Annotated in this window: 14 protein-coding genes; 10 read left to right on the top strand and 4 right to left on the bottom strand. The window is 40.0% G+C overall.

The window, feature by feature from the left end:
* The first annotated feature begins 93 nt into the window (after nt 1-93).
* The 10 genes from AB685_RS11095 (at nt 94) to AB685_RS11140 (ending at nt 12,077) form a co-directional block, all read left to right on the top strand.
* Nucleotides 94-1,356, top strand: coding sequence for an MBL fold metallo-hydrolase (locus tag AB685_RS11095; protein WP_241773286.1), 1,263 nt, complete (start codon nt 94-96; stop codon nt 1,354-1,356).
* 86 nt (nt 1,357-1,442) lie between these two features.
* Entirely contained in the window at nt 1,443-1,925 is a 483-nt protein-coding gene (locus AB685_RS11100) for a hypothetical protein (RefSeq protein ID WP_047970665.1), read from the top strand.
* Nucleotides 1,926-2,080: 155 nt separating this feature from the next.
* Nucleotides 2,081-2,599, top strand: a complete 519-nt coding sequence (locus AB685_RS11105; RefSeq protein ID WP_198530493.1) for a CBO0543 family protein — start codon at nt 2,081-2,083, stop codon at nt 2,597-2,599.
* Nucleotides 2,600-2,763: 164 nt separating this feature from the next.
* Nucleotides 2,764-3,273, top strand: a complete 510-nt coding sequence (locus tag AB685_RS11110) for a PTS glucose transporter subunit IIA (RefSeq protein ID WP_047970666.1) — start codon at nt 2,764-2,766, stop codon at nt 3,271-3,273.
* A 27-nt stretch (nt 3,274-3,300) separates the two neighbouring features.
* On the top strand, nt 3,301-4,716 hold the full coding sequence (gene treP, locus AB685_RS11115; RefSeq protein WP_047970667.1) for a PTS system trehalose-specific EIIBC component: 1,416 nt from the start codon (nt 3,301-3,303) through the stop codon (nt 4,714-4,716).
* A gap of 83 nt (nt 4,717-4,799) precedes the next feature.
* On the top strand, nt 4,800-6,482 hold the full coding sequence (locus AB685_RS11120) for an alpha-glucosidase (protein WP_047970668.1): 1,683 nt from the start codon (nt 4,800-4,802) through the stop codon (nt 6,480-6,482).
* Nucleotides 6,483-6,557: 75 nt separating this feature from the next.
* Nucleotides 6,558-8,249 carry an alpha,alpha-phosphotrehalase gene (gene treC, locus AB685_RS11125; protein ID WP_047970958.1) on the top strand — a complete coding sequence of 564 codons (1,692 nt, stop codon included), beginning with the start codon at nt 6,558-6,560 and terminating at the stop codon, nt 8,247-8,249.
* A 27-nt stretch (nt 8,250-8,276) separates the two neighbouring features.
* Nucleotides 8,277-8,984, top strand: coding sequence for a trehalose operon repressor (gene treR / locus AB685_RS11130; protein ID WP_047970669.1), 708 nt, complete (start codon nt 8,277-8,279; stop codon nt 8,982-8,984).
* A gap of 184 nt (nt 8,985-9,168) precedes the next feature.
* A complete protein-coding gene (gene pepF / locus AB685_RS11135) occupies nt 9,169-10,980 on the top strand; it encodes an oligoendopeptidase F (protein ID WP_047970670.1) in 1,812 nt (603 codons plus the stop codon).
* Nucleotides 10,981-11,174: 194 nt separating this feature from the next.
* Nucleotides 11,175-12,077, top strand: coding sequence for a chemotaxis protein (locus AB685_RS11140; protein ID WP_047970671.1), 903 nt, complete (start codon nt 11,175-11,177; stop codon nt 12,075-12,077).
* A 49-nt stretch (nt 12,078-12,126) separates the two neighbouring features.
* On the opposite strand, the gene AB685_RS11145 is transcribed toward AB685_RS11140, so the two are convergent.
* The 4 genes from AB685_RS11145 to AB685_RS11160 all read right to left on the bottom strand — a co-directional run bounded on the left by AB685_RS11145 (nt 12,127) and on the right by AB685_RS11160 (nt 14,619).
* On the bottom strand, nt 12,127-12,609 hold the full coding sequence (locus tag AB685_RS11145; RefSeq protein ID WP_047970672.1) for a YkyB family protein: 483 nt from the start codon (nt 12,607-12,609) through the stop codon (nt 12,127-12,129).
* A gap of 105 nt (nt 12,610-12,714) precedes the next feature.
* The gene (locus AB685_RS11150; protein WP_047970959.1) at nt 12,715-13,212 is read right to left on the bottom strand and encodes a L,D-transpeptidase family protein; all 498 of its coding nucleotides are present in this window, start codon (nt 13,210-13,212) and stop codon (nt 12,715-12,717) included.
* A gap of 279 nt (nt 13,213-13,491) precedes the next feature.
* Entirely contained in the window at nt 13,492-13,671 is a 180-nt protein-coding gene (locus AB685_RS32100) for a hypothetical protein (protein WP_047970960.1), read from the bottom strand.
* 87 nt (nt 13,672-13,758) lie between these two features.
* Nucleotides 13,759-14,619 (bottom strand): metallophosphoesterase, encoded by an 861-nt coding sequence (locus AB685_RS11160; protein ID WP_047970673.1) that lies wholly within the window; start codon nt 14,617-14,619, stop codon nt 13,759-13,761.
* Between the last annotated feature and the right edge of the window lie 203 nt (nt 14,620-14,822).

A 14,822-nucleotide genomic window follows, 5' to 3' on the forward strand; every position in this document is an offset into this window, starting at 1 on the left:
TATGTTTTTTAACCTTTGGTAATGAATAAAATCTCCTGCTCTCCCTCATAGTAATTATAGTATCTTACAACCAAGGGGGAGAGTGGGTTGAACATGAGAAAAATACAACTCCTATTAATGACTGCTTTTCTTCTATACCCTCTTAATGCAGCAGGAACCAGCTTGTTGCCTTCTCAAACAACCGAACAGGATCCACCATCCCGTCATATCCTATACGACATAGACAAACCGAATGTAAAGAGGGAGAAAGCCCCACTTCTTGTCCACTTTATTGATGTTGGACAGGGCGATGCCATACTTTTGCAAACCCCAAACAGTTCCAACGTATTGGTAGATACGGGACCCAAAAATTCTTCCTCCCAATTACTGGCCTATCTGAAAAAAATAAATGTGACCTCCATTGATCTCTTGGTCATCACCCATCCGGATTTCGACCATATTGGAGGTATTCCATCCTTATTGGAAAAGATCCCTGTCAAAAAAATACTAGATAGTGGAAAGGCCCATACAACGTTAACCTTTATCCAATACAAGCAATATGTATGGAACAATATCGTTCCCGTCCAGTATGCAAAAGAAAAAATGAAACTTGAAATCGATCCCGATATTAACATTAAAGTGTTAAACAGTGGGTCAGAGGACAAGGAGACCAACAACGCCTCCATCGTTCTGCACCTCTCTTACGGAGATATGAAATATTTGTTGATGGGTGATACCGAGGAAGAGGAAGAAAAGAGACTTAGCAGGAGATATAATCTGGAATCCACCATTTTGAAAGTGGCTCATCATGGATCTAATAGCTCATCAACGGCTTCTTTCTTAAAAGATGTGAAACCGAAAATAGCGGTCATATCTGCGGGAAAGGATAACGATTTTAATCATCCCCATCTGCCAGTCATCAATAGGCTAATTGAGAGTGGATCTGACATCTACAATACAGCAGAATCCGGAACCATTGTTTTTTCGACGGATGGAAAACTGCTGTATGTAAACAATCGACCATGGCTTTATGCTAACCAAAATAAACAGGATACTAAAAAGTCAGTTGTCATTACGGATCTGGATGTAAAAGGAGAGATGGTAACGATTGAAAATAAAAGTGATGAGACAGTGGATATGTCTTACTGGAAGTTGGTAAGTAAAAAAGGATATCAAACGTACGATTTTCCAGTTAATTATGAGCTTCAGTCGGGAGAGACAATTTATATTGCTTCTGGTGCTCAAAAACAACATTTAAAGCGTTATATACACTGGTTGAGCGATCATTTGTGGAACAATAACGGAGATAAGGCGCAACTTTACGATGACAAAGGCGATTTGGTGGATGAGTTTGAAGTGGTGGTGGAAGAAGAATAGGTTTCAATTCTCTCGATTTGTGCTAAATAAGATGGTAAGATACCTTTTATGTTTATCTTGAGAGAAAAATGCGAGGAGCCTATCCATTGAGAAAACTTCGAAAACCCGTACGAATAGTATTAGCCTTACTGATAAGTGTCTTTTTATTTTTTTCCTATATCCATTCAACAAAAGAAGAGGTAATTGCTTCTGCAGTGAAGGAGTCCAATCTAAACGGTGTTTCGTTAAGTATCCAAAACCCTTACATAATGCCGATTAAAGTCTACAAAGCCTCCATGGTGGATAGCAATCAAAATGAATTGCCAATCACGGTTTACAACATCCAGTTAAGTGGAGTCTACAGTGGTGGAGAATCAAGTATTGACCAATCATTCATGTCTACCCAGACAGATGAGTTCGAGGAATTAGACGAAGTTACTATCCCAAGCGACGCTTCAAAATCCGAAAAGTTCTACAGCATTTACCTTAAGGATAAAAAAGGAGAGGGAACGGTTGAAAATGCAGAGAAAGTAACAGTATCTTTTAAAGTGTTCTCATTAATCCCTTTCACCACCACCATTTCCATCTGAAGCGCTGCCGCAAGCAGCGCTTTTTTAGTTGGCATGGAGAGAAAAATGTGGATTAAAAATGACTCGGTTCGGGGAAATTAAGGTAAGTTATGACCAGCAAAGTACTTTTAAGAATTCTTTAGTGTTTAAGGCGATTAGGAGAGGGAATGTACATAATGGAGATTGTCAATTTCGACTACCTTTACAGCTGGATAGTTCAAAGTTCAATGGCGGAACCCCGTTGGTGGCTGTTATTTGCGTCAATCTTTTTCTCTTGGATTATATGGTGGAAAGCAGTAGATAGGTCTAGGTTATTTGAGATTTTATCCTTTGGGCTTTTCTGGGCAGTAATGGCGACATGGCTGGATTTACTGGGGACAACCTATCACATGTGGAGCTACCCAATCAAATTAATAGACCATACTACTACACTTCTCCCTGCAGACGTAGCAGTGATACCAGTTATGTATATGCTTCTCTATCAGTATGCATCCCATTGGAAGTCATTTGTTGCAGGGAGCATAGGAATTGCACTGGTATTATCATTCATCTTTGAACCACTATTTGTTCTTCTTGACATGTTGGATTTAAAAACCTGGACACATACGAAGTCTTTTTTTTCCTTCTTTACGCTGGCAATAGTAACAAGGGTCATCTTTTCTTTTTTACAAAAGGCGCAAAAACCTTTTAGTTGACGAGCATGTATATACAAGTTAAAATTGTAACCGTTAGCATGTATATACAAGTTGTTGCAGAATGTAAGCGTTTGTTTATATTGCAAGGTAGTAATCTGTCAACGATTAGAGAACAACATAATATGATAACTTCAACACTGATAATGAAAATGGAGGGATATAATATGTTCAAAAAACTATTTGGTATGAAAGATACGGCTGAAACTCCAACAGAAGAAACAATTCTAGCACCACTTAGCGGTAAGGTTACAGAACTGAGCGAGGTTCCTGACCCTACTTTTTCACAAAAAATGATGGGAGATGGACTGGCTATTGTACCAACGGAAGGGGAAGTCGTATCTCCGGTGGATGGGGAAGTTGTACAGTTCTTCCACACAAAACATGCAATAGGTATCCGGTCCAATAGTGGTGTGGAAATTCTTATCCATGTAGGGCTGGAGACGGTATCCATGAATGGAGAAGGCTTTGAAGGTCATGTTAGAGAAGGGGATAAAGTGAAAGCTGGCGATACACTGATCACTTTTGATTTGGATCTCATCAATGAAAGAGCTGCAAGTACGATTACTCCAATTGTGATTACCAATGGAGAAAAAGTGGAAAGTCTGGACAAAAAACTAACAGATCAAGCCGTGAAGGGCCAAACAGAATTATTCCATTTAAAAACAAAGGCATAAAGAGAAGGCGTACAGGAGGAAACAGACATGGACATCAGAAAACAGACGGAAGAAATTGTCCAAGCCTTAGGGGGAAAAGAAAACGTAAGTGCAGCCACACATTGTGTGACTCGTCTCCGTTTGGCTTTACATGATGAAAGCAAGGTGGATCAGGATGCCTTGGAAAACATTGATGTGGTTAAAGGTTCATTTTCCACTAATGGACAATTTCAGGTCGTAATTGGACAAGGAACTGTCAATAAAGTATATAAAGAATTTGTGGAAATAACTGGTGTTGGGGAAGCCTCCAAGGATGAAGTAAAAAAAGCGGCAGAATCCAATTTGAATCCGCTTCAGCGGGCAATCAAGACGTTGGCCGATATTTTCATCCCGATATTACCTGCAATCGTAACAGCAGGTCTACTCATGGGAATAAATAACCTTCTGACAGGAGAAGGCATCTTTTATAGTGGACAGTCTGTAATTGATGTACATCCCCAATGGTCGGACATTGCAAGTATCATTAACCTTATCGCAAATACCGCTTTCGTCTTTCTACCCGGACTGATTGGTTGGTCGGCAGCCAAACGGTTTGGAGGGAGCGAACTGTTAGGTATCGTGTTAGGACTCATGTTGGTGCATCCCGACTTACTTAATGCCTGGGGCTATGCAGAGGCACAGGAAGATGGAGCCGTTGAAACTTGGAAGTTCTTCGGTTTAGAAATTGAAAAGGTTGGATACCAGGGGCAGGTACTGCCTGTACTAGTTGCGGCTTATGTATTGGCGAAAGTGGAAAAGTTCTTAACTAAGCGTGTAAGCGATGCATTCCACATGCTGATTGTCCCACCGATTACGCTATTGCTGACAGGATTTGTAACGTTTGTTGCAATCGGACCTGTTACATTTGCAATCGGGAACTTCCTTACTAATGGATTTGTTGGCATTTTTGATGCGGTACCAGCACTTGGTGGACTTATCTATGGTGGTTTATATGCACCGCTTGTCATTACAGGGATGCATCATACATTTCTTGCGGTTGATTTCCAGCTAATTGCTACAATCGGCGGAACATTCCTATGGCCAATGGTCGCCCTTTCAAACATTGCACAAGGATCAGCTGCATTTGCCATGATGCTGGCGACGAAGGATGAAAAGCTGAAAGGATTGGCGTTAACTTCCTCCATCTCTGCATGGTTGGGTATTACCGAACCAGCTATGTTCGGGGTTAACTTACGTTTCCGCTATCCATTTTTTGCAGCTATGATTGGTTCAGCTATCGCAGGTATCATCATTACATTGGCAGGAGTAAAGGCTCCATCTATCGGAGTTGGCGGTATTCCGGCATTTTTCTCAATCATGGCAGAATACTGGCCAATCTTCTTCCTTGGAATGGGAATTGTACTTGTCGTGCCGTTTGTGATTACATTCTTAATAGCAAAAGTGAAAATGAGAAAAGAAGCTTAAAGATTGTAAAAAGGGGTCTGACCCCTTTTTGCAATTTTTTCAATTTATGAGACGTGCACAAACCGGAAGGGAGAGGTTTATTGATGAAGCATTCCTGGTGGAAAGAAAGTGTCGTATATCAGATTTATCCTCGTAGCTTTATGGATTCTAATGGAGATGGCATTGGTGATATCCAAGGGATCATTATGAAGTTGGACTATTTAAAGGAGCTTGGTATCGATACCATATGGCTATCACCTGTCTTCGAATCCCCAAATGATGACAATGGCTATGATATCAGCAACTACCAAAAGATAATGGATGAGTTCGGAACAATGGAAGATTGGGAAGAACTGTTACATCAGGTACATATGCGGGAAATGAAATTGATTATGGATCTGGTGGTAAACCATACTTCTGATGAGCATGAATGGTTTGTACAAGGTAAAGCCTCTAAAGATAACCCTTACCGGGATTATTATATTTGGAGAGACGCGAAAGAGGATGGTAGTGAACCAAATAACTGGGCCTCCAATTTCGGAGGGTCAGCATGGGAATACAATGAAAAGACGGATGATTACTATTTGCATCTATTTTCGAAAAAACAGCCAGATCTCAATTGGAAAAATGCAAAACTTCGAGATGAAATATATAGCATGATGAAATGGTGGCTGGATAAGGGGATTGACGGATTTCGCATGGCTGTCATCAACTTCATATCAAAAGGGGAAGGGCTTCCTGATGGTGAGGTTAAGCCAGGAAAACAGTATGCTTCCGGAAGCAAGCATTACCGCAATGGCCCCAAAATTCATGAATACCTGAGAGAAATGAATGAGAAGGTATTATCTCATTTTGACATAATGACAGTAGGTGAAATGCCGGGTGTTACTCCGGAAGAGGCTAAAGACTACACAGGTGAAGAACGAAACGAATTGAATATGGTATTTCAATTTGAACATGTAGGCCTTGACAATGGACCGAACGGAAAGTGGGATATAAAGCCGCTTGACCTGAAGGAACTTAAACAAAGCTTGTCGCGGTGGCAGTATGCATTAGCGGAAAGTGGATGGAACAGCCTATATTTTAATAATCACGACCAACCCCGCTCTTTATTAAGGTTTGGAAATGATGGAAAGTATCGTATCGAGTCGGCGAAAATGCTGGCAACACTTCTTCACATGATGAAAGGAACACCTTATGTGTACCAAGGGGAAGAATTGGGTATGACCAATGTCAAATTTGAAACAATAGACGCCTATAAGGATATCGAAACCCTTCAAGCCTATTCCGAACTGAAGGAACAGGGTTGGTGTGAACAAAAAGTTATGGACAGTATCCATCAAAAAAGCAGGGATAATGCCAGAACTCCAATGCAGTGGAATGGAGAGGAATATGCAGGATTCTCCACTGTAGAACCATGGTTAGCGGTCAATCCGAATTACCGTTCCATTAATGCTGAAGCAGAGATGGCTAATGAAGATTCCATCTTTCATTATTATAAGCTTTTAATTCATTTGCGTAGGCAAAATGACCTGATTGTGTACGGGGACTATCAATTGATTCTCGAAGATGACCCTGAGATATTCGCTTATGTAAGATCTTATCAAGACAAGAAACTCCTTGTAATTTGTAACTTCTATGATCAGGAGCCGTCATTCAGGCTTCCAAGAGAAATAAACTTTATGACGAAGCAGCTCCTTTTAAGTAACTATAAGATCGATGAGCAGACAAGTATTTCAGAGTTTAATCTGCAGCCTTATGAAACAAGAGTCTACTTATTAAACTAGAGTAAAGCGCAAGTAGGTTTTATTTTGAAACAAACCATTAATTAAATTGAACAGAGGTGTTTTTAAATGACTATTATGGAAAAAGAGCCTTGGTGGAAGAGATCAGTCGTTTATCAAATCTATCCAAAGAGCTTCAATGATACAACAGGAAATGGTGTAGGAGATATTCAAGGAATCATTGAGAAATTAGATTATTTGAAAGAACTAGGTGTCGATGTAATTTGGTTGACCCCTATTTATAAATCGCCTCAAAAAGATAATGGCTACGATATTAGTGATTACTTCTCCATCCACGATGAGTATGGAACTATGGAGGACTTTGACCAGTTGTTAACACAAGCGCATAGTAAGGGAATCAAAGTTATCATGGATATCGTGGTAAATCATACTTCCACAGAGCATGAATGGTTCCAGAAATCGAAAGAAGAGAAAGAAGATAATCCTTACCGCGATTTTTACATTTGGAAGGATTCCAAGGAAGATGGAAGTGAACCAACCAATTGGGAGTCAAAGTTTGGCGGGAATGCCTGGCAATATGATGAGAATACCAGTCAGTGGTATCTACACCTATTTGATGTTACACAAGCCGATCTTAACTGGGAAAATGAAGAGGTACGCAAGCAAGTTTATGACATGATGACCTTTTGGTTTGAAAAGGGAGTGGATGGCTTCAGGCTTGATGTTGTTAACCTCATTTCCAAGAATCAGGATTTTCCTGATGATGACGGCTCCGTACCTCCTGGAGATGGGCGTAAATTTTACACAGACGGACCTAAAGTCCATGAGTACATGAATGAGATGTATGAAAAAGTTTTTGCCAAATATGACAGCATGACAGTAGGTGAGATGTCCTCAACAACTATCGATCATTGTATCAAATATACCCGTCCTGAACGTAATGAACTAAGCATGACTTTCAACTTCCATCACTTGAAAGTTGATTACCCGAATGGTGAAAAGTGGTCAGTTGCCGAATTTGATTTTCAACAGCTGAAGGATATCCTATCCACTTGGCAGATTGAAATGGAAAAGGGCGGCGGCTGGAATGCCTTGTTCTGGTGCAACCATGATCAGCCTCGTGTTGTTTCCCGTTATGGTGATGATAAGAAATATCATAATAAGTCTGCTAAAATGCTGGCAACTAGCATGCATATGATGCGTGGTACCCCATATATCTACCAAGGGGAAGAGTTCGGAATGACAAATCCCGGATTTGTGAAAATAAGCGACTATCGCGATGTGGAGTCGTTAAACACCTTTAAGCTGAAAAAAGAAGCAGGTATGAGTGAGGAGGAGATCCTGGAAATCCTTCGTCATAAGTCACGTGACAATTCCAGGACACCGGTACAATGGAATACAAAAGATAATGCAGGATTTACTGAAGGTATGCCATGGATAGGGGTAGCGAACAACTATCCGGAAATTAATGCGGAGGTTGCGTTGAAAGATGAAGATTCGGTTTTCTACCATTATAAAAAATTGATTGAGCTTCGCAAGCATTATGATGTCATTACTCATGGTGATTTCCAATTGATTGAAGGTGAGCATCCGGAAATTTTTGCTTACATTCGGAATAGTGAAAACGAGAAACTGCTTGTACTCAGCAACTATTACGATAGAAACACTTCATTTGTTTTGCCGGAGGATATTGATGTGGATGGCTACCGGTCAGAGATACTTCTGAGCAACTATGAAGATTCAACAGCTGACTTCAAAGAAATTTCCTTACGCCCTTACGAATCCATCGTTTATCACCTGAAAAAGTAATGCTACAATAACTGTAGGTGGTAGAAAATGAAAAATAATAAATATCATGCAATATATCAAAAGCTTGTTTCTAAAATTGATCGGCAGGAGCTTGTTGCCGGAGAAAAGCTTCCGTCCGAACATGAACTGTTGGAGCTTTTTGATACATCCAGAGAGACTGTAAGAAAAGCATTAAATCAGCTTGCCCAAAACGGTTATATTCAAAAAGTTCGAGGTAAGGGATCCATTGTGCTAGATCGTGATAAATTTGACTTTCCCATTTCAGGTTTGGTCAGCTTTAAGGAATTAGCGGAGAAGATGGGTAGACCTTGGGAAACGATTATTCATGAACTGCAAACGGTTGTGGGATCCTCTGAATTACAAGGTAAATTGGGGGAGAGCAAGCTTTGGAAAGTGGTTCGTTCACGTAAAGTTGATGGAGAAAGCATCATTTTGGACAAGGATTACTTTATTAAAAGTCAGGTACCTTACCTTGATCATAAAATTTGCAGCAACTCCATCTATGATTATCTAGAAAAGGAAGTAGCATTACAGATCGCCTTTGCCGACAAAGAAGTAACGGTGGAAGAAGCGACAAATGAAGACAGGGATTACCTTGATTTAAATGGTTTGACACATGTAGTGGTCGTAAAGAGCATTGTTCATCTTGACGATGCGAGCCCGTTTCAATATACCGAGTCGCGTCATCGATTGGACAAGTTTCGTTTCGTTGATTTTGCAAGAAGAATAAAGTGAATAATGAATTTTTAAGATGCAGGCACTCTTCATTTAAAGGAGTGCCTGTTTTTCTATGCTCTTTACATTTTTCTATGATTGGAAATAACTTATTATAATTTTCTAAAAAATATACAAATAGAAACACTGTTCGTTTATAATAGGAGGTAATAATTCGATTTTCGAAATAATTGGAGGGACCAAGATGACGCAGTTATTGAAAAGTGCATGTAGCAGAGAAGAAGTTCCATTGGAGCAGACGTGGAATTTAAGAGATTTATACGACTCAACAGAAGCATGGGAGCAAGAACTAGAAGCGGTCCAAAAAGATCTGTCGAACGTAACACGTTATAAAGGAAGAGTGGTAGCTGATGCGAAAACACTACTTGCGTGTCTAAAGGACAAGGATGCGTTAACGGAGAGAGTTGCAAGGGTGATGACCTATGCTTCCTTGAAGCAATCAGAGGATGGGACCAACCCTGAGAACCAGGCAAACTCAACGAGAGTCGGTGCAATGTTATCCAAATTCAGTGCAAGCACATCGTTTATACAATCTGAAATTCTCCTATTGGACGAGGAAGCGATAAATACCTACATAGGTGATGAACGAGAATTGGAAGAATTTCAAAAGACCTTGATGGATGTATTGGAAACAAAACCTCATAAACTCTCGCCAGAAGCCGAAGAAGTACTATCAGCTTTTGGCGAGGTGCATAATGCTCCATATATGATCTATCAAAGAAGCTTGATATCCGATGTGAAATTTCAATCATTTACAACAGACGATGGACAAGAGCATCCTTTATCATTTAATTCATTTCCAAACTACGAAGGAACGCCAAATACAGAACTGCGAAGAAAGGCCTACCATTCTTATATTGAAACACTGAAACAGTATAAGAATACGTACGCAGCAACCTATGCAACAGAAGTGAAGAAACAGGTGGTGGAGGCTAGATTACGGAAGTATGAATCGGTAACGGACATGCTGCTTCATGATCAGCAGGTAACAAAAGAGATGTACCATAATCAATTGAATACGATCCAACAGGAATTGGCTCCTCATATGCGCAGATTTGCCAAATTGAAACAGCGAGTATTAGGACTTGAAAAAATGCAGTTCTGTGACCTGAAAGCTCCACTTGATCCGGAATTCAATCCGGAAATTACTTATGAAGAAGCTTCTAAGCTTATCTTGGAATCATTGGAAGTAATGGGACCTGAATACATGGATATCATGGAGGAAGGATTAAATAATCGCTGGGTAGACTTGGCTGATAATGTCGGGAAAGGCTCCGGGGCATTCTGTTCCAGTCCTTATGGAGTCCATCCATATATCCTGATGACGTGGAGTGACTCCATGAGAAACGCCTATACCCTTGCACATGAACTAGGCCATGCCGGCCATTTCCGTCTCGCTGGGCGTTATCAGCGGATATCCAACACACGTCCTTCTAGGTATTTTGTAGAAGCACCATCAACCATGAATGAAATGCTATTGAGTCAGCATATCCTTTCAAAACCAAATGATGAGAGGATGCGTCGTTGGGTAATTCTGCAATCGCTTGGAACTTATTATCATAATTTTGTTACACATATTTTGGAAGGGGAGCTTCAACGTCGGATCTATGGACTTGCCGATAGTGGAACTCCAATTACCGCTAACGTTCTTTGCGAACAGAAAACAACACTGCTATCTGAGTTCTGGGGAGATGCAGTGGAATTGGACGAAGGAGCCGGGTTAACCTGGATGCGTCAGCCTCATTATTATATGGGTCTATATCCATACACATATTCAGCGGGGCTGACCGCTTCAACAACGGCAGCTAAACAGATTCAAGAAGAGGGGCAACCTGCTGTAGATCGTTGGCTATCCGCATTAAAAGCCGGGGGAACGTTAAAACCACTGGAATTGATGAGATTAGCAGGAGTGGATATGACATCACCTGAACCAATTAAGATAGCTGTCGCTTATGTCGGGTCGTTGGTTGATGAATTGGAGAAGAGTTTTTCCTAATTAATCAAAACACTTCCGAAGGCATTGAAAGAAACACCTTTCCAAATAGGAAAGGTGTTTCTTTCCGTTCATAATTTGATAAAGGAAATCCGAACTCACTCAAACAAATCTCTAGATAGTATCAACAACTCTACTTTATTTCCGATAAAAATAGAAGAGTCGCATCTAGTTTAGAACGGAAGGGCGTATTGAATTTGAAAAATAAAAATGGTGTTCTTTTAGATTCAGGTACAAATGAGGTTGAAATTCTGGAATTTTTGTTAGGTGATACAAGCTTTGGTATAAACGTATTAAAGGTCCGGGAAATAATTAAACCTGTGTCTGTCACTAAAATTCCTCATTCGCACGCAAATATCGATGGGATCATGGAATTAAGGGGAGAAGTACTGCCTATTATAAATTTAAGAAACGTTTTGAATATTGAAGAGAAAAGCAAGTATATGGAAGAGAAATTCATTGTCTCTGAGCTAAATGGCATGAAAGTAATTTTGCGAGTGGATCATGTTACACAGATTCATAGGCTTTCGTGGACAGACATGGAAAAACCGCTTTCCTTGCAACAAGGGTTTGAAGACCATATGACTGGAGTCATAAAACAGGAATCCAATATGATTCTTCTTGTGGATGTGGAAAAGATATTGTTTGATATCTATCCGAACCTTGATAAAGACGCTTTGAACCTCGATAAAAATGTTAACCCGGCAAGAAGAGAAAAGCGGATTATTGTTGTAGAAGATTCCCCTATGCTTAAAAAAATTCTTGAGGAAACCTTGCATGCTGCAGGATTTGCACACCTGCTGTTCTTCGAAAATGGAAAAGAGGCATGGGAGTTTATGCTGAATAAAGTGAAGAATGGTGAACACCAAGTCGATTTGCTAATTACTGATATTGAAATGCCCCAGATGGATGGCCATCATCTTACTAAGAAAATAAAAGAGGATAGTTTACTTTCAAAAGTACCTGTAATTATTTTCTCCTCATTAATTACGGAACATTTAAGACATAAAGGCGAACAAGTAGGGGCTGATGCTCAATTAAGCAAACCACAAGTAACAAAACTGATAGAAATGATGGACTCTCATCTCTTTGCTTCATGAAAAAGGAGCCCATTCTAATATGAAATGGGCTCCTTAGACTGTATAGAACTTAGAGGTAGCTTTCACCGAGTTTTTTAAAAACCGGCTTCTGGTACTGCCTCTTAGCAGGTTGCTTCAGTCCATCTGTAGGATGAAAATTTGTGTATCGTTGAAGTAAATTCTTCGCAACAGATAAAGACATATTAGCTTTTGGGTTACGGTAATGGTCGTTCAGTTCCCCAAGGTGGGGCAGATCTGTAAAATCTTCTTTCGTAGGTGGAAGGTGAAAATAGTATTCTCCAGCCAATACGAGAACATCGGATTGTTGTCTGCTATTTTTGGGGTTTCTAGAAAAGTGTAAACCTTTTTTGGTCGCCTTTCCTTCGGTAATAAGTTTCTCCAAAGCTTTTCTTTTTAGTGTGTAGAGAAACTTTGGATCCGGCGCGGTTTTTGCGTGCCGATTTACTGTAAAGATGGCACGAGAGAGGTTTTCGATTGAAGATTCGATGGAGGTATCGGGTTTTCTTTGATTAATATAACTTTGTTTATGCATAATAGGCTCCTTTCCTTTCCCTTATTATACTGTTCCTTCACTGAAAATGAAAGGGGAGCTCCAATTTTGCTCTACTAAATTGTAGGAGAAAGGGAGCCGAAGCTACTATGGCCGAATTAGGACACGGGTTCCGTTAGGTACGATAGAAGCGAGTTCCAGTACATCCTGATTGTACATGCGTACACATCCTCGAGATACGGCATTTCCGATAGAACTGGGATCATTAGTTCCGTGAATGCCATAAGATAGTTTAGAAAGGGAGAGCCACATTACCCCAAATGGACCACCAGGGTTAGGTTGACGGTTTACGATAATATAGTCTCCGACAGGGGTTTCATATAGCATTCTGCCAACTGCAATAGGGTAAATTTTCTTAACAACTTCTTTGTCCTTTAGAACTAGCCTTCTATTGGCAATTGAGATCTCGATTGAAAAGGGGATGGTATCTGCATCGGGTAAACCGGGGATATTAATTCTCTGGCCAGGAACTATAATGTTGGGATTTTGAATGTTGTTTGCCATAAGCACCTCAGCTAGCGTCCGTCGGTAATCCATTGCAATCGAGCTTAATGTTTCTCCAGGTTTTACGATATGGATTGCCATTGATTCCTCCCCCTTTTCCCCGTTTAATTGATAGGCTGTTTTCGTAAACTTTGTTGCTTTTTCGTATTTATAGACCAACCGTTATATTCCTTGCTGTCGTGCTCTTTTCTGGGGTATCCACAATAAACTTCATGCCTATTTTAGAGTAGGTAAACCGTAAAAATCCCAATAGCCTACTTTTTACTTTGAATAGCAACAAACTTTGAGAAAAGAGCCTATTGTTAAAGTCTTCAACAAAAAGCCGATGCAGGGGTGCAGCGGCTCTTCATTATTGTTTCATTATCTATAATAATATGGATATGGCGAATACGGTGGATACGGAGGATAATAAGGATAGGGTGGATAAAATGGCCTTGGTGCCAATAGGGAACCTACTGCTAATCCTCCTAAAAATGGAATGAAAGGAAAGCCGAAACCAAATCCTCCAATTATTCTGTGATTTGGATAATTTCGATTCATCAAGACGTACGCCTCCTTTAAAGGGTCTCTATAATGTATGGAGATAAAGAAGGGTATGCGCTTGTACCGGTAAGCCCATTTAAGATCCTATTCCCGTTCTAAGGTGAAAAAGGTGATTTCAGGAGGTGCCAAAAAGCGATAAGGCTGTCTGGTTGTTCCTAACCCTTTATTGACATAGAGCGTCATATCGTCAAACTGATGAAAGCCTTCGTAAAACTTTGATCCAAGCGGCGGGGTTATAAGTGGTCCAAAAAAAGGGAGCTGCACCTGACCGCCGTGTGAATGACCTGATAATTGCAGGTTTACCTGGAATTGTTTTGCAATAGAATCGGCTGCATCCCCTTCATGTGCCAAAAGGATCGTGTATGCGTCATCAGGAATATCACGTAACGTTTCACGGAAGTCAGGTCTCCCCAGCATCAAGTCATCAACACCCGCAATATAAATGCGGCTGCCATCTATTAACTCTACATACGTATTTTCATTTTTAAGTACGGTGAATTTAGATTTTTCCATAATTTCTTCATAGGTCTCAGTTCCGTATCCACCATGGTCATGGTTACCGAAGATCGTAAATTTTCCTAGTGGGGCTTTAATTTTCCCTAATATTTCTATTAGATTATAGGAACGATCGTATTCTAAAGGGTTGTCCATCAAATCTCCTGTAAAAAAGACGATGTCGGGCTTTTCCTCATTTATTTTCCGGACCACCTTTTCCAAGTCTGTTTTATTGAAGTGGTGGCCGACGTGAGTATCTGAAAACTGGGCAATCTTTATCCCAGAAAAACTTTCAGGGATATCTTTATGAGTAATGGTATAATTCAGTTTGTTCATTTGTTTAGGCTCTATATATCTTGCGTAATAATAGCCGATTCCACTTGTTAGAAAAGCAGTGAAGGCCACTGTGAAAATTCGTTTAAAAAAGCCTCTTCTAGTTACTTTAGCCATATATATATCAACCTATCTATTATTTATTAATGATGTTGGTTCACCAATCTAAATGCATAATCATTATAGCACCATTTATATATGAATTTCTCTATATACCATTCTACTTTTGTATGGAAACTTCTTGGAATAGATGGAATAAAACATTTCAATTATTTAGAATATTATGTTAAAATAATAGAGAGACATTGGATTGGGGGAGA

The sequence above is a fragment of the Bacillus sp. LL01 genome, from assembly GCF_001037965.1.

Excerpts from the sequence above, each read along its gene's own strand:
- AB685_RS11110 (WP_047970666.1), top strand. The coding sequence starts at position 2,764 with ATGTTCAAAAAACTATTTGGTATGAAAGATACGGCTGAAACTCCAACA.
- treP (WP_047970667.1), top strand. The coding sequence starts at position 3,301 with ATGGACATCAGAAAACAGACGGAAGAAATTGTCCAAGCCTTAGGGGGA.
- AB685_RS11095 (WP_241773286.1), top strand. The coding sequence starts at position 94 with ATGAGAAAAATACAACTCCTATTAATGACTGCTTTTCTTCTATACCCT.
- treR (WP_047970669.1), top strand. The coding sequence starts at position 8,277 with ATGAAAAATAATAAATATCATGCAATATATCAAAAGCTTGTTTCTAAA.
- AB685_RS11145 (WP_047970672.1), bottom strand. The coding sequence starts at position 12,609 with ATGCATAAACAAAGTTATATTAATCAAAGAAAACCCGATACCTCCATC.
- treC (WP_047970958.1), top strand. The coding sequence starts at position 6,558 with ATGGAAAAAGAGCCTTGGTGGAAGAGATCAGTCGTTTATCAAATCTAT.
- AB685_RS11120 (WP_047970668.1), top strand. The coding sequence starts at position 4,800 with ATGAAGCATTCCTGGTGGAAAGAAAGTGTCGTATATCAGATTTATCCT.
- pepF (WP_047970670.1), top strand. The coding sequence starts at position 9,169 with ATGACGCAGTTATTGAAAAGTGCATGTAGCAGAGAAGAAGTTCCATTG.
- AB685_RS32100 (WP_047970960.1), bottom strand. The coding sequence starts at position 13,671 with ATGAATCGAAATTATCCAAATCACAGAATAATTGGAGGATTTGGTTTC.
- AB685_RS11150 (WP_047970959.1), bottom strand. The coding sequence starts at position 13,212 with ATGGCAATCCATATCGTAAAACCTGGAGAAACATTAAGCTCGATTGCA.
- AB685_RS11105 (WP_198530493.1), top strand. The coding sequence starts at position 2,081 with ATGGAGATTGTCAATTTCGACTACCTTTACAGCTGGATAGTTCAAAGT.
- AB685_RS11160 (WP_047970673.1), bottom strand. The coding sequence starts at position 14,619 with ATGGCTAAAGTAACTAGAAGAGGCTTTTTTAAACGAATTTTCACAGTG.